The organism is Iodidimonas sp. MBR-22 (genome assembly GCF_029946565.1).
Classification (GTDB): domain Bacteria; phylum Pseudomonadota; class Alphaproteobacteria; order Sphingomonadales; family Rhodothalassiaceae; genus Iodidimonas; species Iodidimonas nitroreducens.
Window position 1 is genome coordinate 58924 of record NZ_JARKVQ010000013.1, and the last position, 21140, is coordinate 80063.

General features: G+C 55.1%; 17 protein-coding genes. 9 read left to right on the top strand and 8 right to left on the bottom strand.

From position 1 onward, the window contains the following. Window positions 1–5: 5 nt before the first annotated feature. Both deoC and QK300_RS10635 read right to left on the bottom strand, forming a co-directional pair. Window positions 6–953, bottom strand: coding sequence for a deoxyribose-phosphate aldolase (gene deoC / locus QK300_RS10630; protein WP_348651880.1), 948 nt, complete (start codon window positions 951–953; stop codon window positions 6–8). A 118-nt stretch (window positions 954–1071) separates the two neighbouring features. Continuing rightward, a complete protein-coding gene (locus QK300_RS10635) occupies window positions 1072–2289 on the bottom strand; it encodes a phosphopentomutase (protein ID WP_281301639.1) in 1218 nt (405 codons plus the stop codon). Between the two features lie 324 nt (window positions 2290–2613). Between QK300_RS10635 and QK300_RS10640 the strand changes: the two genes are divergently transcribed. Then, window positions 2614–3396 carry a GntR family transcriptional regulator gene (locus tag QK300_RS10640; RefSeq protein WP_281301638.1) on the top strand — a complete coding sequence of 261 codons (783 nt, stop codon included), beginning with the start codon at window positions 2614–2616 and terminating at the stop codon, window positions 3394–3396. A 43-nt stretch (window positions 3397–3439) separates the two neighbouring features. Next, window positions 3440–4261: a purine-nucleoside phosphorylase gene (locus QK300_RS10645; RefSeq protein WP_281301637.1), complete on the top strand. Its 822-nt coding sequence runs from the start codon at window positions 3440–3442 to the stop codon at window positions 4259–4261. A 19-nt stretch (window positions 4262–4280) separates the two neighbouring features. Here the strand turns inward: QK300_RS10645 and QK300_RS10650 are convergent, their stop codons facing one another. From QK300_RS10650 to QK300_RS10675, 6 genes are all read right to left on the bottom strand, one after another. Then, window positions 4281–4970 carry an SCO family protein gene (locus QK300_RS10650; protein WP_281301636.1) on the bottom strand — a complete coding sequence of 230 codons (690 nt, stop codon included), beginning with the start codon at window positions 4968–4970 and terminating at the stop codon, window positions 4281–4283. Continuing rightward, a complete protein-coding gene (locus QK300_RS10655; protein ID WP_281301635.1) occupies window positions 4967–6718 on the bottom strand; it encodes a c-type cytochrome in 1752 nt (583 codons plus the stop codon). Before QK300_RS10655 ends, QK300_RS10650 begins: the two co-directional genes overlap by 4 nt. A gap of 23 nt (window positions 6719–6741) precedes the next feature. Next, entirely contained in the window at window positions 6742–7476 is a 735-nt protein-coding gene (locus QK300_RS10660; protein WP_281301634.1) for an SCO family protein, read from the bottom strand. A gap of 114 nt (window positions 7477–7590) precedes the next feature. Continuing rightward, a complete protein-coding gene (locus QK300_RS10665; RefSeq protein ID WP_281301633.1) occupies window positions 7591–9525 on the bottom strand; it encodes a hypothetical protein in 1935 nt (644 codons plus the stop codon). A 43-nt stretch (window positions 9526–9568) separates the two neighbouring features. Then, window positions 9569–10228, bottom strand: coding sequence for an SCO family protein (locus QK300_RS10670; RefSeq protein ID WP_281301632.1), 660 nt, complete (start codon window positions 10226–10228; stop codon window positions 9569–9571). Between the two features lie 38 nt (window positions 10229–10266). Continuing rightward, the gene (locus QK300_RS10675) at window positions 10267–11928 is read right to left on the bottom strand and encodes a multicopper oxidase domain-containing protein (protein WP_281301631.1); all 1662 of its coding nucleotides are present in this window, start codon (window positions 11926–11928) and stop codon (window positions 10267–10269) included. A 791-nt stretch (window positions 11929–12719) separates the two neighbouring features. Here QK300_RS10675 and QK300_RS10680 point away from each other — a divergent pair. From QK300_RS10680 to gspD, 7 genes are all read left to right on the top strand, one after another. Beyond that, entirely contained in the window at window positions 12720–14435 is a 1716-nt protein-coding gene (locus QK300_RS10680) for an ATPase, T2SS/T4P/T4SS family (RefSeq protein WP_281301630.1), read from the top strand. 4 nt (window positions 14436–14439) lie between these two features. Next, window positions 14440–15699 (top strand): type II secretion system F family protein, encoded by a 1260-nt coding sequence (locus QK300_RS10685; protein ID WP_281301629.1) that lies wholly within the window; start codon window positions 14440–14442, stop codon window positions 15697–15699. Between the two features lie 9 nt (window positions 15700–15708). After that, window positions 15709–16212: a GspH/FimT family pseudopilin gene (locus QK300_RS10690; RefSeq protein WP_281301628.1), complete on the top strand. Its 504-nt coding sequence runs from the start codon at window positions 15709–15711 to the stop codon at window positions 16210–16212. Between the two features lie 91 nt (window positions 16213–16303). After that, complete coding sequence (locus QK300_RS10695) at window positions 16304–17491, top strand: type II secretion system protein GspL (protein WP_281301627.1); 1188 nt, start codon at window positions 16304–16306, stop codon at window positions 17489–17491. After that, window positions 17488–18075, top strand: coding sequence for a type II secretion system protein GspM (gene gspM / locus QK300_RS10700; RefSeq protein ID WP_281301626.1), 588 nt, complete (start codon window positions 17488–17490; stop codon window positions 18073–18075). The genes QK300_RS10695 and gspM overlap by 4 nt, the downstream gene beginning before the upstream one ends. Then, a complete protein-coding gene (locus QK300_RS10705) occupies window positions 18072–18731 on the top strand; it encodes a hypothetical protein (protein WP_281301625.1) in 660 nt (219 codons plus the stop codon). Before gspM ends, QK300_RS10705 begins: the two co-directional genes overlap by 4 nt. Before the next feature lie 28 nt (window positions 18732–18759). Further along, the gene (gene gspD / locus QK300_RS10710) at window positions 18760–21114 is read left to right on the top strand and encodes a type II secretion system secretin GspD (RefSeq protein ID WP_281302305.1); all 2355 of its coding nucleotides are present in this window, start codon (window positions 18760–18762) and stop codon (window positions 21112–21114) included. The last annotated feature ends 26 nt before the right edge of the window (window positions 21115–21140 follow it).

Sequence of the window (21140 nt, forward strand, 5' to 3'; positions counted from 1 at the left end):
AGCCCTTATCCCATCGGGTGGCGATGTGCAGCCGAATAACGGCCGGTGACGAAATGTTCGAGCTGGCGCTCGATATCGGTGAGGAGGCGCGAGGCGCCAAATCTGAACAAGTCTGGCTCCAGCCAATCGCGGCCCAGTTCTTCCTTGACCAGTACCAGATATTGCACGGCATCTTTCGCGGTAGAAATCCCGCCCGCCGGTTTATAGCCGATCTTATAGCCCGTCCGTTCGTAATAATCGCGGATGGCGCGCATCATGATCAGGCTGGTGGGCTGGGTGGCATTGATTTTTTCCATGCCGGTCGATGTTTTGATGAAATCGGCACCGGCCATCATCGCCACCATCGATGCCTTGGCGATCTTGGTGGCCGAACCCAGTTCGCCGGTGGCCAGAATGGCTTTCAGATGGGCATCCCCACAGGCTTCGCGAAAGGCTTTTACTTCTTCATATAAAGCCTGCCAATTGCTGGTGAGCACATGACGACGGGAAATCACGATGTCGATTTCCGATGCTCCGGCCGCCACGGATTCATGAATTTCCGCCAAACGCAGATGAAAGGGCGATAAACCCGCCGGGAAGCCGGTGGAAACCGCCGCCACGGGAATATGGCTGCCCTTCAGCGCCTCGACCGCGGTCGAGACCATTTCATGATACACACACACAGCGCCCACGGTGATCGGCCGATCGGCCATGCCCAAAGCGGCCATCAGATCGGGGCGCACGGGTTGGCGCGCCTTGGCACACAGGCGGCGCACCCGGCCCGGTGTATCATCGCCCGATAAGGTGGTGAGGTCGATGCAACTGATGGCTTTTAAAAGCCAGGCCGCCTGCCATTCCTTTTTTACCGAACGGCGGGCTTTCAACGTATCGATCCGGCGTTCCACCGCCGATAGATTGACCCTGATATGCTCGATCATCCCGGCATCAAAGGGGATGGCCGAATTGCGCATCATGGATGCATTATGGCCCGCCCCATGGGGCAGATTTTGATCGAAGGGGGTTAATGCCGTGACCTTTTGTTCACTCACCAGATCGAACCTTTCACGATTATTCATCAATTATCTTCGGCTTTCAAAAAAAGCGCTCACCGGCATCAAGGGGCGGCAATCCAAGATGATGGGCAAGGCTTTGACCGATATCGGCAAAGCTTTGGCGTATCCCTATATCCTTGCCCTCCAGATCCGGCCCAAAAGCCAGAATGGGAATATATTCCCGGGTATGATCCGAACCCTCGGCGGTGGGATCGCAGCCATGATCGGCAGACAGCACCATCACATCCCCCGGTTTCAAGGCGGCGCGCAATGCGGGCAATTGCCGATCAAAGGCTTCCAAAGCCGCGGCATAGCCCGGCACATTGCGGCGATGGCCATAGAGCATATCGAAATCCACAAAATTGGCAAAAACAATGGCTCCATCGGGGGCGCTGTCGATTTGCTCGATAAGGCGTTCAAAAACCGCCTGATTGCCATGCGCCTTGATAGAGCGGCTGATCCCCGATCCTGCAAAAATATCGCTGATCTTGCCAATCGAGATGACCTCGCGGCCATGATCCTTGCTGATATCGAGCAAGGTGGGTGCATGGGGCGGGGTTGCCAGATCGCGGCGATTGCCCGTCCGCTCGAAAGTGTCGGGGTGATCACCCAGAAAGGGGCGGGCGATGACCCGGCCGATATGATAATCATCCACCAGTTCGCGGGCGATGGCGCACAGCTCGTAAAGACGATCCAGACCGAAATGGGTTTCATGGGCGGCAATCTGGAACACACTATCCGCCGATGTGTAAACAATGGGCTTGCCGGTTTTGATATGCTCTTCACCCAGATCGGCGATGATCGTGGTGCCCGATGCATGGCAATTGCCCAAGACACCGGGGATGCCGGCCCGGCTGATCAGATCATTGATTAATTGATCAGGAAAGCAGGGGGTTTCTTTGGGGAAATAACCCCAATCGAACAGAACGGGCAAACCCATCATTTCCCAATGGCCGCTGGGGGTATCCTTGCCTTTGCTGCGCTCTGCCGCTGCGCCGTGAAGCCCGGTGGTGGCGCCTGGCAAAATCATCTGGGCGGGCAGGGTGCCGCCAGCCGTGCGCGCCGCATGGCCTAGGCCCAAAGCCAATAAATTGGGGATGTTGAGCGGGCCCTGGCGCAGGCCGGGCTGATCGGCGGCACCATCGGCACAGGCCTGGGCAATATGGCAAAAGGTATTGGACCCCTGATCGCCGAAAGCGGCGGCATCGGGGGCTTCACCGATACCAAAGGAGTCGAGAACGGCTATGATCGCGCGCACGGGCTTTCCCCAGATATGTCTTCACGTCTTCATTCAGTTTCGGCCATTTTCATGATCATGAGCAGCTATGATCAAGGATGAAAACGGCCATGACCACTTGCTAAGTCACTGTTCAATGACTGTGGCAAAAATTGACCGAAAAGTCAAAAAACAAATTGCGATAAGAAAGTGCCTTTTGCCCCATCATAGCAACAGATGTGTATGAAAAAGACAAGGCTTGTTCCGAGCGCCAGAATTTTGTTAACAATTCAAACAGATATTGCTATCAAAAAAGCGGCGATGTTCGGACCATTATCAAAAGAAACCAGCGGGGACGGATCGACCATGAACGGGGAACCAAAGGCGACACATAAAGCAAAGAGTGCTGTGCGTAAAAGAATGCTGAAAAGCCCCGTCAATATGGCAGGCACAAAGCCCAGGATCATGGAAGCCGAAGACCCGTCAGAGCGGGTTTATCGCGATATTTCCAAAGCGATATTGGAACAGCGCCTGCAGCCGGGAACCAAGCTGGGGGAACAGTTGCTGTGCGAAATATTCGATGTGAACAGGCCGGTCATTCGTCGCGCCCTGATGCGCCTTTCTTATGAAACGCTGGTTGAGATCCGGCCCCATCGCGGGGCTTTCGTCGCCAGCCCCACGCCCCTTGATGCCCGGCAGATTTTCGAGGCGCGAAGGGCTTTGGAAGATTGGGTGGTGCGCATCTGTGCGGAGCGGATTGAACCCAAAGCCCTCCAATCCCTGGCACAGCATGTGGCCATCGAGCAGGAAGCGCGTTTATCCGATGATCGTGTGCGCTGGATCAGGCTTTCGGGGCAATTTCATCTTGAATTGGCCGCCGCTACGGGCAATAGCCGCATCCAGCGTTATCTCGAAGATCTGATCGCGCAAACATCCCTGATCATCAGCCTTTATGGCGGGGCCGAGCGGGTGGCCTGTGAAGATCATGATCATAGCGAGATCGTAGCGGCGCTCGCCCGCGCTGATGCCGATCATGCGATCAGCCTGATGCGCGCCCATCTGGCTGCCTGCGAGGCCGGATTATCTTTCGAAGAAAAAGGCCATACCACCGATCTGCGGACGATCTTTCCTGTCTCGGCCAAGCGGTGATAAGCTTTTTATAAGTTCAACATTTTGCAAACAGAGAGTTTTCATGACTTCATTCGATATCGATGCCAGCGCCAAAGCCATCAAGGCGCATTATGATAAAGCATTCCCGAAAACCGCCCTGATTTTAGGCAGCGGGCTGGGAAAATTTGGTGAGAATATGGAATTGGAAGCGGTGATTGATTATGCCGATATTCCAGATTTTCCGGTTTCAACCGTTGCCGGCCATAGCGGCAGGCTTTTGATTGGCACGGTGGGCAAAACTCCGCTCGTTTGCATGCAGGGCCGGATGCATCTTTATGAGGGCTATCCGGCGCAACGCCTGGCTATTCCTGTTCGCACCCTGAAAAGCTTAGGCGTGGAACGGATCATCATCACCAATGCCGCAGGCAGCACGCGCCCTGAAATGGGGCCGGGGTCTTTGATGATGATCGCCGATCATATCAATTTTTCCGCGCAAAATCCTTTGATCGGGGCGAATGATGATCGCTTTGGGGATCGCTTTTTCGATATGTCGGATGCTTGGAACAGCGAATTGCGCACGGCGCTTTCCGGGGCAGCCAAGGCCGAAGGGATCAATCTGCACAGCGGAGTTTATCTGCAGGTGGCCGGGCCCAATTTTGAAACCCCCGCCGAGGTGCGGATGTTTGCCGCTTTTGGCGCGGATGCGATTGGCATGTCAACGGTGCCGGAATGTTTGGTTGCTCATCATGCGGGGATGAAAGTGGTGGGGATTTCGGTGATCACCAATCTGGCCGCCGGGATTGCCCGTCATGCCTTGAGCCATGATGAAACGATTTCCGAAGCCAATAAAGCCTATGAAGACATGAAGCGGCTTTTGACCCGCTTTCTGGCTGATCTCTCCTGATCACAGCGGATTTGGCGGTTCAGCGGCGGATGCGGCTTTTCAGGGCGGCGGCCATCAAAGAGGGCGGTGTTTGGGGCGAAAAATGCGTCAGATATTCCCCCTCGCGGCCCATCAGCATGATATTTGTCGTGTGATCAATGAGATAGCTGCTATAGGCTTCATCGGTGGTTTTGGAAAAACGCACGGCATAGGCGGTGGCCATCCGCTGGATATCCGGTACCGCGCCGGTGATGCCGGTGAAGGCCGGGTGAAAGCTTTTAAGATATTGGCCCATCATAGCCGGGGTATCGCGCTCAGGATCAAGGGTGACGAAAATAGGCGCGATTTGCGCCGCCAATTCAGGGTCATCCTGTTCCAGTGCATAAAGGCTATTGGAAACCGCCAATAAAGACATCGGACACACATCGGGGCAAAAGCTGTAGCCAAACACGATCAGCATATAGCGGCCGCGAAAGTCCTGCGCCCTAACGGGGGCACCATCCACCCCGATAAGCGAGAAAGCCCCGCCTACGGGCGCATCGAGATCGACCTCGCCCTCGATATATCCCGGGTCATTCGACTTCAAGGCATCGCCTTGGGCCTTTTGATCTGTGCTGGATGGATTTGCAGAAAATAGATCTGGCATGGTTTTATAAAAAACAAAAACCGCCAGAAATGAAATCCCTGCCACCACCAAAGGCAGCAGGGTTTGTTTCCGAAACAGGCTCACGGTACGATCCAATCCGATACGGGTTCGACGCCTTTGCGATTTGTTTCATCAAACTTGACGATATAGGCCCCTTTTGATCCAAAGCGCTGGCCAGAACCCAAGGACAAGCGCGGATGGGGACCGGGATCGAAACCCACGCCGATATCATGTTCGATCAATTCGATGAGATAGCTTCCATAATAATCGCTGAGCAAATGGCCCATGGCAAAAGAGATGGTTTTCACCGCATAATAAGCTTGTAATTGCATCGGCCAATCGGGAATTGGCAATTTTCGGGCCCGCAGCCAGGCGCGAATCCGATAGGCATCGGCATGATAGGCATCGGGCCTATCATAAGGATAGATGGCTCGCACATGGTCCCATTGGCCTTCGGGAAGATGGGCTTGCATTGCCGCGATCGAGGCCGAGGGCACATAGATCATGAGATCGCCGGGGAGCGAGGTTTCAGCCAAAGCTTTAGCCGCAGCTTCAGGCGCATTGCCGGGCCACAGGATAAGGGTTGAGGGGGGATTTTTGCCCGCCAATGCCGCCTTGATGGCCTTTCCCCATGCCTTTTCCGGGGCTTTTCCCGATTTCACCTGCTGGCTTCTGATCTTCCGATCAGGGGCCCGCTTTTCCAAAGCGCTGGCAAAACGCTCAGCCGGTTTCCGGCCCTCGGCATCCTGATGATAAATCTGACGGATCGTGCCTTGCTCTGGGGCGTTCTCCAGATTTTGGGTCAAATGGCTAACGAGCGCATCGGCTTCCAGCAGCAGGGCGCGTGAGAAATAAATCGTGAAGCTATCCGGCCCGGTATTTTCCGATGGTAATTGGGTGATGGGCAGGATGCAGGGCATTCTTTTGGCATCACAAAATGCGGCGATGGGGGCGTAATCCCCTTCAACCAAAGCACTGGCAACCAGAAAAGCAGGCTGTTTTTGATAATAGCGCTCCAATTGTTCGGGCCAGCTTTTTGGATCGCCGGTCAGCCGCCAGACAGCAATATCCCAATCGCGATAGGAATCCTGGAATTCTGATCGATAATAGGGGGAATAGCCGGGGCGGGCTCTATCGGTGGCATAGGATTTTGATTTCCAGTCGGCATAGGCGGTGATCACAGCGGTGAAGGCTTCGGCGCGTTCGGGGTCAACCGGGCCAGCCACGATGGTGGCCATATGCAATTTTTCAGGCTCCACGCCCTTGTCATAATCTGGATAGGTTTCTTCCAGAAAAGCATAAAGATTGGCGACATCGGCATCGCTTAATTCATAGCGCGGCATGGCGGGGTTCAAAGCCCGGCCCACGGGATCAACCCCTTCGCGAATGGCGGCCCCCAGATGATCAAGCTCATAAGCCGGACGTAAGCGGCCACGGCGCGCATCATGCACAAAAAGCGGGCCTTGGGGTTCCTTGTAATATTCTTTGAAGCGTTCATTGCGCAAAGCACGATCAGCTTTGCGTTCGGTAAACAGATAGCTCGCATTGATCGGGGGCACATAAACGCCACCCTCGCTTGATCCCATCCCACTGGGGCGATGACAACTGACACAGGTCATTTGCGCGCCACTGATCTGGATATCCCCGCCTGTGATGCCGGAAATCACGGAGCCATCAGCACTGATCCCGTCATAATAAAGGCGCTTGCCAAGGGCGGGATTACCCTTCGGTGCGGATGCGGCGCTTTGCGCATGGGCGCCGGAAAATGCGCTTACGGCGCTAAAAACAAAGGCAAGAGCAAAAAAATGAAAGCGGATCGGGGGTCCAAACATCAACACTACTCTGGCTAAGGGGATCACTGACGGGCGGCAGCACGGTGCTGCAACACGCTTTCAAATTCGTTCATCAAGGCAGCCTTGCTCAAAAGCCCATCAAGCCGCACCCAATCTTTCCCCGGTTCGGCCCGCAGATAGGTATAAGGCCGATGATACATTTTATTGCTGCTCTCATAAAGGGCATCAAACGCCTTGATCGCCAAACGCACCTCGGTCAAAGAGCCGGTAAGGAACATCCAGTTTTCCGGGGCATTATAGCGGGTTGCATAGCTCAAAAGCCGCTCAGGCGTATCATATTCGGGATCGATCGAGATGGAAATGAGCCGTGTTTCGGGATCGAGGGTCGTCATCGGGGCGATGGATTGCGCAAAACTCGCCGATAAAACCGGGCACACCGTGGCGCAGCTTGTGAAGATGAACTGCAAAGCCACCGGGCCGGGCTGAGCCAGTATCTGGGCCAGATCATGGGCTTTGCCATGCTGATCCACAAGCTGCACGGATGAAACATCATAAGCGCCGATGCTCGCCGTGTAATTCCGACCGGGCTTTGTAGGGCCATTGTGCATGTAGAATTTCTGCTCACCATGGCCCATCACATGCTCACCCATCACATGCTCACTCTGGCCATGCTGGCTATGATCCATCGTGCTGTGATCAGCCTGGGCGCGAGCCGGAACAGACATGGCAGTAAAACCAAGGGCCATGCAGCCAAGCGCTATGATCATCGAACGTGTTTTTGCCGGGGTCTGTTCCATCGTTTAATCCCTTCAATGCAGAATGACATCCGTATAAAACGCAAAAGCTGCCGGGCCTGAGCCCGGCAGTGTGGTTATCAATTAAAACCCTTTAACGTCAGCAGCATAACCGCCTCAGTGAACCGACCAGATGGCAACGCCATGATGGAAAGGATCGAACTGATAATAGCGCAGACGCTGGGCAGGATCGTAACGGAATTCGATTTCCACTTCATGCTTGCCCAAGCCCTCTTCGGTGACCTGATTGGCAAACTGGGTGAAATCCGTTTGCAGTTCCTGCTGGATGATCACGCCTTTTTGTCCGGCTGTCATGGCCTGTGCTTCGGCAACATTGGAAGCAAGACCACCCAAACCGGCCATCGTGGCGGCGTCACCCAGAATACCAGCCTGTGTGAAGCCCCCTTGAGGACGCACAGCCGGGGGAACAACCGCAGGATTGACCGTATTGGGCATCCAGTTGGTGCGCCCAAAGGTGAACCATGGGCCCTGGCCATTCAAAGGCAGGGTGTTGTGGAAGGTATTTTCCCAACCCCGCAGACCGCCGAAATCGACGTTGAAATACCCATGGGGGAAATAATCACCATTATAAAGGGTGACATTGAGTGTCGTTCCGCGGGTGGTCCATTCGTCGAAGCGACCCTGCGCACCGGTGGTGCCATCATGCCCTGTCAACATTCCATAGATGGTGTTGTTGACATAGAACAAAGTGCTGTCGGCCGTGAGATCAGGTGTGACCCCACGCGGCAGTTTATTGCGGTTTTTCCAATCGAAGAACGCTTCTTCGATTTCTTTCACCAAAAGCCGCGCAGTGCTGTTTTCGGTGCGGCCGTTGAAGTTGTATTCCCGCAGGGCTTTCAAGGCCAGCCACATGCGCTTGGCAGGTGCCAGATCTCCGATCATCCCGATGGCAGCCAGCTTGGCGGCTTCGCTGGACGAAGGCGCTTCGCCAAAGACATCGATTTCCCATTGCGGAATGGATTTTCCACCCGGTGCCTTCAGGGCATTTTCAATGGCCTGAATGCGGGATGGATGGACACGCCAGCCCCAATGATAGGTCAGATTCCAAAAGCGCCCTGGAGCCATTTTGTATTCAAACTCATAGCGCTCGCCTTCATTCATCGGAAAGAAGGAACCATCCAGTGCCACTGAGGGCACGCCCACGCCGCCGCGCAGATTGGGATCATCGAAATACATCACGAAGGGGGCCCAATCTTCATGCCCTCTTTTCACGACATCGACGACATAATGAATGGTCCATTCTTCATCGAGCACATTGCTGGGATCGATGGAGAAGGTATCCGACATGATGAAATGCCGCCCCCAAACCTGATGAACCGTGACCGATTTGGTTTCGGGATCAACAGATTTGATCTGCTCGGGACCTTTGTAATTGAGCAAAGGCATACCGCTATAGGTGCGATTGATCGGGTTTCCTTCCAGAATATTCAAAGCAAACTGGATATCTTCCTGATCAACACGGGTGGCGACACGCTCGCCAATCTGGCCCGCTGATGGATCGCCGCGCGGAACTTCGCTATCCCCGCGACGCGGATCAGTGGGAACGCGCAAACCACCATGAAAGCGGGTTTGGGTTGTGGCCCATAATTCGCGCCAATCGGTGGCTTCCTTCAGGCGCTTGATCACCCGCGCCAGATCTTCTTCCGGGCCACGATCATCAGCCAGAACGCTGACAACGGGATCGGGATGAAGATTATAGGGATTTTCCGGCGTCGAGCTTAGTGTATTGGGAATTTCATTCCCGGCTGAATCGAGCGCATTGCCAAAGATCGTGGGCAACAGGTTCGATGGATTGGTGCTATCCGCTCCCATCGTTTCTGAAGGAGCGAAAGGATGACCGGCGCCCGAAAGCGCTTCTGCCGATCCGGTTTTATAGATCGTTTTGGTGCCGTCATTGACCACTTCCATTGTGCGGTCAGCCGGCAGGGGCTGGAAAGGCGCCCCATCCTGAGCGAATGCCGCGCCGGTTCCCGCCAGCATAACTGCTGGCAAAAGAACCTTGGCCATCCGCCTGTCGAGTTTCGTTCTCATTACGTCACTCCATTGATTCCGTTTGAGCCTCAAAAGCGCTGCATCAAAGCGTTGCGCGGTGATTCCACGCATAGGCGCTCTTTCCCGGAAGGGAAGGACCAGCCAATTGCGGAGTCGCAGGCTTTTTGCGGGGCAGCATCCATGAGATGCGGTGAACGGCATCCTGCGTGGTGATCTTGGCGGGGAAAGTGCCCCAGATCCGTGCATTGCCGGTTGCATTGCCATAGAAAACCAGACGGCCCATGCCCACACTGGCACCACGATTGAAGTGGTACATGCGTTGCGCAAGCATCGCTGGTTCTTCTCCGGCAGCGCGCATGAACATCCAACCATCCGGGGCATTGAATTCCCGGGCATGTTCGGCCAAACGCTCGACCGTGTCATTGATGGGGTCCACGGTGATCGAGGTGATGAAAACATCACGCCCGACCTTGTCGCCCAATCCTTCCGCGATCTTGGCAATATGCGCCGTTTGGCTGTGCATTTTGTCATCATCGATCGAGAAGAAATTGACCATGAAGATCTTGCCTTGCATGCGATCTTCATAGAACCGCACCGGATCGCCGGTATGAGATACGGCACGCACATCAGGGAAGCCACAGCGGACATTGAGATCAAGCTGGTGCACCGAGGTGGGTGTCAGGCTCTCGTTCGGGCCGCATTGTGCGGCGCCGCTTAACAACTGTCGTCTTGTTGTAGACATCGAATTGTCATCCTTTTCGAAAAGTTTCGGTGAGGGGATCAGTCGCCCTGACCCGGCTCCACAAGATCCCAACGCACCATCATGGCGTGATCCTCATGCACCACATTGTGGCAATGCATGATGTAAGGACCGAGGAAATCGCGCCAGCGGCTGAAGAATTTCACTTCATCGCCCGGTCCGAGTTCCACCACGTCTTTCTTGGTGTCGAGGAAGCTGAACGGCTCCACCGGCTTGCCATTGACTTCAAAAATCTGGAATTCTTCCATATGCGTATGCACAGGATGCGCCCAGCTATCGCCGGTATTGCGCCAGGTCCAGATTTCCGCACTGCCTTGCTCGATCTTGGCATCAGCACGGTTTGGATCCATCAACTCGCCATTGACGGTGAAGAGGCCACTGTCATAGTCGAAGGTCCAGATGCGTTCGCGACGCACTTCGCTGAAATCGATAGCGGGCTGACGACGCATGAAATCGGGGATCCGCGATGGATCTTCGACATCACCCGCCTGCACGCGGAACTGCATGATCATATCGCCTTCATCAAGCTGGCGTCCGCTTTGACCGGCGCCATCTTCGCGCATGCCCAAACGGTTGACGATGTAAACATTGTCCCCGGCATTGAAATTCGAGAAGTCGATGATCACATCGGAGCGATTGGCCACCCAAAGCTTGAGGGTTTCCGATTCGAGCGGTGTTTCACGCAGATTGCCGTCGTTCGACAGGATGATCCAGTTGGTTGCCTTTTGGGCATTGGGATCGGCACTGTCTGTGGCCAGATGCAATTCATATAAACGGCTTGGGCCGCCATTCAGAATACGGAAGCGATATTTGCGGCGTTTCACATCCAGATAAGGCTGGATGGTGCGGTTCACCGTCATGGTATCGCCCAGCATCCCAAAGGTTGTGTGCTGGAAGCTTGGCAGATATTCGCCTTCGATATTCTGGATATCGGGGGAGAAGAAATCCCAGACCACCTGACCATTTTCATCGAACTGAACGTCATGGATGATGAGGGGGATGTCGTATTCCCCGCTGGGCAGCCGGAAGGCATTGGGATTGGAATCATTTTCGTTGTCGGAATCTTTCTCGTCGAACAGGAGATAGAAACCGGCATGACCCGCATACACATTGGTGGCTGTAAAATCGAGGCGATGATCATGATACCACAAGGTGGTCATGCGCTCATCGTCATTCTTACCGGTTTGATCGCCCGCCGGGAAGTTTGCGTAATGATGATCCCAGAATTCGCCGGGATTGAAATAATCCTGGGGAATGCCATCTGATTCCGACGCCGTATGGCCGTTATGCAGATGGACCGAAAAGCTGGGAACCGCGAAATTCACGTTACCCGTGCCGATTTCCGGATGTTCATTGATGCGACGAACGAAAACAGGCTCGCCATATTTGGCCTTATAGGTCGGCCCCGGGGCGATATTGGTAAAGTTCGGACCGGTGAAGGTATAGTGCCACGATCCCTGATTATAGGGGGGTTGTGGATGATACACCCAGCGCGATTCCTGCAAGCGTTCGTAATAGAACTTTTGCGGCGCAAATTTATCGAACAGCTGATGCCGTTCGGGATCGGGCGCCATGCCGCCCAATATGGGATCAAGCAGATCAGATTGTGGCACGGATTGCGCAATCGGCATCCGAAACAGGGGGGCCGTAAAAGGGGTGACCTTAGGACTTGGTCGGGACACCCATGATGGCCTGAATGTTTGAGGGAAAATAAGCCCGGTTTGTGGGAAATTACCGGGTGTGCGCTCGATAACATGCTGTTTCGGCGCACTCATTGCATACTTCGACGCAAGGCCCGCACCAGCGGCAGCGGCACCCAGCTTCAAAGCATCTCGCCTTTTGAACATAAGGATTTCTCCAGGTTGACGTGTCGATCCGCGATTCCCTGAAGACGGATGCCATCAGGGTTGTGAGAAAGCTTTGCACACAAAGCGCGAAATTCACGCGAAGCATGATCTGATCAAGCGATTTGGATGCGGTGGGGAAACAGCTCTAAAGATGTGTTTGGCCGTGAATAACGAGATCGTATCGTCATTATCTACGAAACACTTTTAAAGCGATCATTATTTATGAACTACCCGCATTAAGAATCAAATTCACTCAACCAAAAAGGGCCACACTCACTGTTGTCATTTTTCGCCTTATTGTGAATTAATGCAAGCCCATATTTTGCCATATTCTTAAAAATAGACAAATCAGCACTGTCTTATGAATTTTATGATTATAAAACAATGATTTATTTTAACATTGCATTTGTGTTATTGCGTGGAAACATTTAGAAATACATCGTATGGATGTTCTCTAGGTTGTGGAGTTTCCGCGCTTTATGGTAGAATCAATTAAATTTCACGAATTTGTGTTTGAGGATTTATCGTTAAAAAAATTAATATTTTTTTTAACACTCATGATGATAAGATGTGTTTAGATTAAATCCTTAAAGTATTGTTAACACTCTGGCCGGGCTGTGCGACAGATGAAGACTATGGAAACGCCTTTGGCTGATCGTGACGAACGCCTGGCGGCCTTGCTGATGGACGCTGGCCGGATCGAGAATTCTACTGTCGAGCGAGCGCGCCTCATTGGTCAGACCACGGGGGATTCCCTTCCTCTGGTCTTGCTGAAACTCGGCATGATGGCGGAGCGGGATCTGGCGATGGCTTTGGCCCGCTGCCATGGGCTGAAGCTTGTGGAACAGGACGCTTTCCCCGCACAGGCGATCCCGGGCTTATCGCTCAGCACCCGCTTCTTGCGCGAAGAGCGTGTCTTGCCCCTTGCCCTCACTGATGATCGTCTTGATCTGGCGATGGCTGATCCCGGTGATGATTTCGTTCGGCAGTCTTTATCGATGATTGCCGATGTGCCGGTGGTGGTGCATGTGGGGCTGCCTACAGAAATCGAGCAGGCGATTGATCGGCTTTATGGCTCGGTGCAGGCGACCGAAGATCAGCTTGATCGCACCCATAGCGCTGCTGAGGACGAGGGGTTTGAAACCGATATCGAGCGCTTGCGCGATCTGGCCAGTGAAGCGCCGGTGGTTCGGTTGGTCAGCCGGATGATCGAGGATGCCATCGATTTGCGCGCCTCGGATATTCATCTGGAGCCATATGAGCAGCGTTTGCGCCTTCGCTATCGGGTCGATGGCGTTTTGCAGGACGGTGAAACGCCCCCCTTGCGCCTGAAATCGGCCATCGTTTCGCGTCTGAAGATCATGGCCAAGCTCAATATTGCCGAGCGTCGCCTGCCGCAGGATGGACGGATCAAGCTGGCGGTGCGCGGCTCTGCCATTGATCTGCGTGTCTCCACCTTGCCGTCCCTTTTTGGTGAAGGCGTGGTTTTGCGGGTGCTCAATCAGGATCAGTTGAGCCTTGAATTCGGGGCCTTGGGCATTGGCGGCAAAACCCTTGAGCGCTTGCTGGAAGGCTTGCAGCGCCCCAATGGAATTTTTCTGGTCACCGGGCCCACGGGTTCGGGGAAAACCACCACCCTTTATGCGGCGCTTTCCCGCTTGAATGAAGCGGGCACCAAAATCGTGACAGTGGAAGATCCGGTTGAATATCAGCTTGATGGGGTCAATCAGATACAGGTGAAGCCCGCTATTGGTTTGACCTTTGCCAATGCCTTACGCGCCATTTTGCGTCAAGACCCCGATATCATCCTGATTGGGGAAATTCGCGATCTGGAAACAGCGCGGATTGCGGCTCAGGCGGCGCTGACCGGGCATCTTGTGTTATCCACTTTGCACACCAATAGCGCTGCGGCTTCGGTCACCCGCTTGATGGATATGGGGCTTGAAAGCTATCTGGTCACCGCCACTCTGAATGGCGTTGTGGCTCAAAGATTGGTGCGCCGCCTGTGTGATGCGTGCAAAACGCCTTATGCCATCAGCCCGGAGCTTTATGATAAGCTGGGCTTGAAGAAACTGGGGGCGCCTTTATCTGCAACGCTTTATCAGCCCACAGGCTGTGATCACTGCCATCAAAGCGGCTATCGCGGCCGTACCAGCCTTGTGGAAATTCTGGTGATCGATGATCATCTGCGCCGGATTATCCTGAAGGATGGGGATGCATCAGAGGTGCAGCGGGCGGCGCTGGAAGCCGGGATGATCACCCTTTATGAAGATGGGATGACCAAAGCCCTGGCCGGAGAAACCTCGGTCGAAGAAGTGCTCCGCACGGCGCGGGATGGGTGATTTTATGGCTGCTTTCAGCTATCGCGCTGTAGATCAATCGGGTCGGCTTGTGGAAGGCACCTTTCATGGGGCGGATCAGGCGGCCCTGATCGCCCATTTGCGGGGGCAGGGCTTGCAGCCGGTGCAGATGACCGATCTCAGCCGAAAAGATGCCGGGATTTTTTCGGGTGGTCTTTTCTCTCGCGCCGGGCGCCTGGGCTTTTCGCTGGATCAGGCAAAGGCTAAAAAGCTGACATCTGGCGGTTTGGCGATGATGAGCCGTGAATTGGCCACCCTTCTCGATGCCGGATTGCCATTGGAGCAGGGTCTGCAGATGCTGGCACAGCAGGATGGCGGGCGCACAGTGGCAGCAAAGGTTGCGGGTGGCTTGCTGGAAAAGGTTCGGTCCGGCGCGTCTTTTGCCGATGCCTTGCAAGATCAAAGTGAGAATTTCCCCGGCCATTTCATCGGACTTGTGCGCGCGGGCGAGGCGGGCGGCACCCTTGATCGGGTTCTGCTCAAGCTGGCCGATAGTTTAGAGCGCAGCCATGCTTTGGCGCAGGATATCCGCTCGGCCCTCAATTATCCGATCCTGATTCTGGTGGCTTCGGGGGGGGCGGTTCTGGTTTTGCTTTTGGGGGTGATCCCGGAATTCGAGCCGCTGTTCAGCAGCGCGGGCAATGCCTTGCCGATGTCGGCACGGATCGTGATGGGGGCTTCGCGGCTTTTGCAGCAATTCTGGTGGGCTTTGCCGCTGGCGATTATCATTTTTTACATTATTATGCGGTTTATTTCAACGGATGCATCCTTGCGGGCGCGGATTCAGGGGCAATGGCTTGATTTGCCGTTGATCGGCCCTTTGATGCGGAAAATCGAGGCGGCGCGTTTTTGTGGCACTTTGGGAACCTTGATCGAAAATGGTGTGGATGTGGTGCCGGCCTTGCAGATGAGTGGAAAAACCTTATCCAATGCCCGTTTGGTGCGGGCTGTGGAGCAGGTGGTACCGCGCTTGCGCCGGGGTGAAGGCTTGGCCGAACCGCTGGTTGAAGCCGGGGTGCTGCCCCCCCTGGCGGCGCGCCTCATTCGGGTGGGGGAGCAAAGCGGTCGGCTTGATGTTATGCTTTTGACCACGGCGCGCATCTATGAAGGGGAAATCGGCCGCGAAACCCGCAAGCTCGTTTCGCTGCTGGTGCCGATGGTGACTTTGTTTCTGGGTATTCTTGTGGCGGGGATCATCGGGTCCATCCTGTCGGCGATTCTCACCTCTTATGATTTGCCTTTTTAGGAGATGGGCATGAAACCCCTGTTCATCACCATCAGCATGTTGCGCCCCTCCTGTCGGCAGACGGGTGAGAGGGGGTTCACCCTGATGGAAATGCTGGTGGTGATGGCGGTGATGGGGATTGTGGCGGCTTTGGCCATGCCGCGCTTTCATCATGCCCTGCCGGGCCTGGATTATACCCATGCCGTGCATAATCTGGCGTCCGCCCTGCGGCAAACCCGTGCAGCGGCTATTTCTTCGGGGCAAATGCGCAGTCTGGAACTGGATATCGATGATGCCATCTATCGCTATCCCGGTCAGCCCAGAGCCGACATTCCGGCCGGGATCGCTATCGATCTTTTGGCTGGGCGCGATGGGTTATCACTTGTCGATCAACGGGCACGCTTTGATTTTTATCCCGATGGGTCGTCGGCGGGGGGGCGGATTGCTTTGGCTCAAGGGGATCGGCTGTCAATCCTTGCGATCGATTGGTTGACCGGACGCATCGAGATCAAGGATGACGCCGATGGTTTTTAAAGGCACGACCTATTCAAAAAAGAGTGTTCCTTTAATTTCGCACTTGCTAAAGATGCATTTCGGATCTGGGGCATGATCAGGGTTCTCGTCCATGCGTTTTGATATCAATCAGCTTGGCCGCACGGCGAAACAGCTCTTCTCATGGTGGATGAGGGAACTGGCAGGCCTGTTGCCGGTGGCTTGGCTGGTGCGCGCCGGTCAATGGCGGCGAACCCTTGTGTTCGAGATCGGTCAGGATCAGGTTACGGCCCGCCTTTATAAGGGCAATGGCCCTTGTGCCCTATCGGATCAAGACCGTGGGCCAACGGACCATAAAGACGAAGGCAGCGTGGTTTTCGAGACCCCCTATGATCGCGACCGACCTGCCGCTTTGGCTGATGCCCTTAATCACCCGAGCCTTCAGGCTTTGCCCGAAGTGGATCAGGTGCATGTGCTGATCCCCAAGGATCGGGTTTTGAGCCGCGCCATCCATCTGCCCTTGGCGGCCCGCGATAGCCTGGCGCAGGCCGTATTATTCGATCTGGATCGCCAAACGCCTTTCCAGCCGGATCAGGTTTATATCGGGTTGAAAAATCCGCTGATCGATCAAGCCGCCGGGCGCATTAATCTGAGCATCGACCTCATGCGCCGGGAAGATTTAAACCCCATCCTCGATGCTTTGGCGCAGGCCGGGATCAAGCCGGATGCCTTGCGGGCCTCGGCCTTGGGGGCGGATCTTCTGCCGGATCATTATCGGCTGGAAAAGCCCGGTTTTTCGCGCCTTAAAACGGCGTCGAGCCTGTTGCTGGCGGGCCTTTTGCTGCTGGCTTATTGGCTGCCCCAAAATCGGCTGAATGAAGCCCGTGCCCACTTATCTCAAGAGCTTTTGGAAACCCGCAAGAAAGCTTTGGCGGTTGATGATCTGATGCGTGATCTGGAGGGTTTGCAAAATCGCCAGACCCTTCTTTTTGAACGCAGGGCGGCAGAGCCGATGGCCCTGAACTTGATGAACAGCTTGAGCAAAGCCCTGCCCATGGATGTTTTTCTGATCGAATTTTCTTATGAAAATGGGGTGGTCTCTTTGACCGGATTTGCGGATCGGGCATCCACCGTTTTATCGGCGGTAGAAGATATCGATCTTTTTCATCAGGCGCGTTTTGTGGCCCCGGTGACCCAGGATCAGCGCGTTGGCCGTGAGCGGTTCAGCCTGGCTGCGGATATTTTCATGCCTAATGCAGCAACGCCGCAAAATGCCTCCATTAAAAGCGACAGCGCAGCCCTGGGGAGGGACGGGCGATGATCAAAACGCCCTCCCTTTTTGTGCGCAGGATTTCGGCTGTGGGGCTGATTTTTCTGGCCATTGCGGTTTCCTATGAACTGGTGATCGCCCCCCTTGTGTTTGAGTATCGGGCCGGTGTGGCTCAGCTTGAAAAAGATGCCGCACTTCTGCGGCGCTATCAAAAAGTGGCGCTGTCTGTTGATGAGGTGGAAGCGCTGAGCCGCGATGTACGCCAGGGTCAGGCCCAAAGCGGGGTCTTTTTATCGGAAAGCACCGATTCGCTGGCTGCCGCCCGCCTGCAAACCCTGCTTGGGCAAACCGTGACCGCAGCGGGTGGCGATGTGCGATCCCTGCAGGGCCTGCCGGTCGTGGTGCGGGATGGGTTGTCGCGCATTCCCATGCGGCTGCAATTCATGTCGGATATTCGTGGGTTATCCGATCTTTTGTATCGCATTGAAAGCAGCCAGCCGATGATTTTCGTGGATCAGTTGCAGATCAGAACGCGATTAGAACGCACATCGGTCAGGGGCGATGAACTTGAAGTCGGGCAGAATTTCCTCATTGAACTGGTGGTGTCGTCCTATCGCTTGCGGGGTGAAGAATGACCCGGCGTTTGTGGCCTCAATTGGTGCCTTTGGGCCTGATGGCCCTGTTGCTGATTATTTTGGCCGCTTTGGCCCTGCGCACGCCGCCTGATTTCACCCAAAACATGCCTGTTGATGAGGATGCATCGGCTTTTTTGGGGGCCGATCATAAAAAAGCCGAACCGGTGCCACCTGTAGCCCCGGGTCAAAGCACTTTTGCCGCGATCATTGAGCGCAATCTTTTTGCCATTGATCGCAAGCCGCCTTTGGTGCGGACAGTGGCAAGCACCGGCCCGGCTTTGGCCAGTACTGAGCTTGCGCTTGTCGGTGTCATCATGGGGGATGCGGGCGGATCGGCCATCGTTGAAGATAAAAAATCAAAGGATATGTCGATCATCGGGCAGGGCGAAAGCTATCGGGGATGGGAATTGCTGGCGGTCAGCCAATGGGGGGCAAGCTTCATCCGCAATGGCGAGCGTCTCTCTTTGAGCCTGCAATTTGCCCCGGGTGCGGAGGGGGTGGGGTCTGATCCCTATCAATTGGGGATGCCTGCGCATCTGGTAAAGCCCCGCTCGGTGATTACCCCGCGCCGGGGGGATGCCAATGGCAATCCCGTTCCGGCGTCGCGTCAAAACAAAGATCCCGATCGCCTTGATCGCCGCGGTTCAGGCGGATGAGCCCTCAACAAAAATGAGACATAACATCGTGTGTACAGCAAGCATTGAACGATCCTATCGCAGCCCTGCACGGGCCTTTCATCGGCTTGTGCCTTTTTGTCTGCTGATGTTTTTAGCGGCCTGCGGACAGGATCTGGTGCGGGGTTCGCATGGCAATGATCGGGCGACCCCGCCGCCGGGCTTGTTTGAGGAAAGCGAGCAGCAGCGCAGCACGCGGGAGGCTTATGAAACCACCCGGATCGATAGCAGCGATCCCCAAAGAGACCCGAATTCATTGCCCCCAACCGAGGCCGAAATCTATCGCGGCAGTGGCCAATTTACCAATGATGTGAAGCCCGCCAAAGACGGCGGCTTTGCCGAGGTGCGGGAGCGCGAAGGCACCTATAGTCTTAATTTTGCCAGTGCCGATATTCGCAAGGTTGTGGATGCCGTTTTGGGGGAAGCCTTGTCTTTGCCCTATATGATTGATAGCGCGGTTTCAGGAACCATCACCGCCCGCAGCGCCCGGGCCTTATCGGCCGAACAGGTGATCCCGGCTTTGGAAGATATTCTGGCCATCAACCGCGTGGCGCTGGTGGAACGTTCGGGGGTTTATCATGTGGTTCCCATCGAGGCGACCACCGGCAATGCCCCCCTTCTGAGCGGGCGCGAAAGCGTGCGCGATGGCTTTGGCATTCATATCATTCCTTTGAAATATGTCTCTGCCGATGAAATGCAGGTGAGTCTTGAGCCCTTTCTGGCTCCGGGGCGTGGCCTGCAGGCCGATCATGCCCGCAATCTGTTGTTGTTTCGCGGACCTTCGGTGGAAGCCAATGATATTGTCGCCCTGGTTGAAACCTTTGATGTGAACTGGCTTCAGGGCATGTCTTTTGCCATCCTGCCTTTGCAACATGCCGATGTGGGAGATGTGATTAGCGAGATGGAGGCGATCTTTGCCAAGGGTAGCGAAGAGCAGCCCGGGCCAACCGATGGGGTGATCCGTCTCTTGCCGATTGAACGGATGAATGCCGTTCTGGCGATCAGCCGTCAGGCGCAATATCTGGTCAGTGCCAAGCAATGGGCGGAACGCCTTGATCGCGGTGGCGGCACGGATGGTCAGCGGATGCTTTATGTGTATCATTTGAAAAATGCCCGGGCATCTGAAATTGGTGAGGTTTTAGGCGAATTATTCGATGTGCGCACCGTGGGTGAGGGGGTGGGCCAAAGCGGCGGCGGCCTGGCTCCCGGTCGGCAGGCTGGCGGTCTTTCGGGCACCAGCGGTTCGGGCAATACGGCATCCTCAAATGATGGGTCGGCGGCTAGCGGCTCTGGTCGGGGCGGGGCGTCTGGCAATAATGGCGGGGCCTTATCGGCAGGCAGGGCTTCCACAGGTGGGGCGGGCCGCGCATCTGGCTCGGGTGGCAATAGCGGTTCAGCTTTTTCTTCGGAAAATGGCGAGGGGCCCCGGTTGATTGCCGATGATCGCAATGATGTGATGCTGATTTTGGCAACGGCGCAGGAATTTCGCATGATCGAATCCACGATCAAGCGTTTGGATGTTTCTCCCTTGCAGGTTCTGATTGAAGCGACGATCGCCGAAGTCACCCTGAACGATGCCCTGAATTTTGGCGTGCGCTGGTTTTTCGATGCTGGAAGCGGCAATACCCAGAATGTGGCTTTCTCCGATGTGGCGAATGGCGCGGTGGCCCCCACATTTCCCGGATTTTCTTATTTCTTTGAAAGCAATAATGCCCGTGCAGCGCTCAATGCCTTGAGCGAAATCACCGATGTGACTGTTGTGTCGTCGCCGCAATTGATGGTTCTGGATAATAAAACGGCTCGGTTGCAGGTGGGGGATCAGGTGCCCGTGCCGGTGCAGCAATCGGTTTCGACCCAAAATCCCGATGCCCCTATCGTCAATTCCATTCAGTTTCAGGATACCGGTGTCATTCTTGAGGTCACGCCCCATGTGAATGCCAGCGGGCTGGTGGTTCTGGATGTTTTGCAAGAAGTGTCGGATGTGGTTCCCACAACTTCGTCGGGGATCGATGCCCCCACCATTCAGCAACGCACGATCAGTTCATCGGTGGCGGTACAAACCGGGGAAACCATTGCATTGGGCGGCTTGATCCGGGATCGTTCCACCAGCAATGATACCGGTGTGCCGATCCTGATGAATATTCCGTTTTTTGGTAATTTGTTCAAAAGCAAAACCTTGGGCAATGAACGCACGGAATTGCTGGTGATGCTGACCCCGCGGGTGGTGCGCGATCAGGCCGAAGCCCGCGAGGTGACCCAGGAACTGCGCAGGCGGATGAAGGGGCTGGAGCGGCTGAGGGAGAATTTTGGCCTGCCCAAAAGCGAGCCTGACGAGATGAAAAGCGAGCAAGCCGGACCTAACTGAATGCAGCTTTTTGCGGCCAGAAGCAG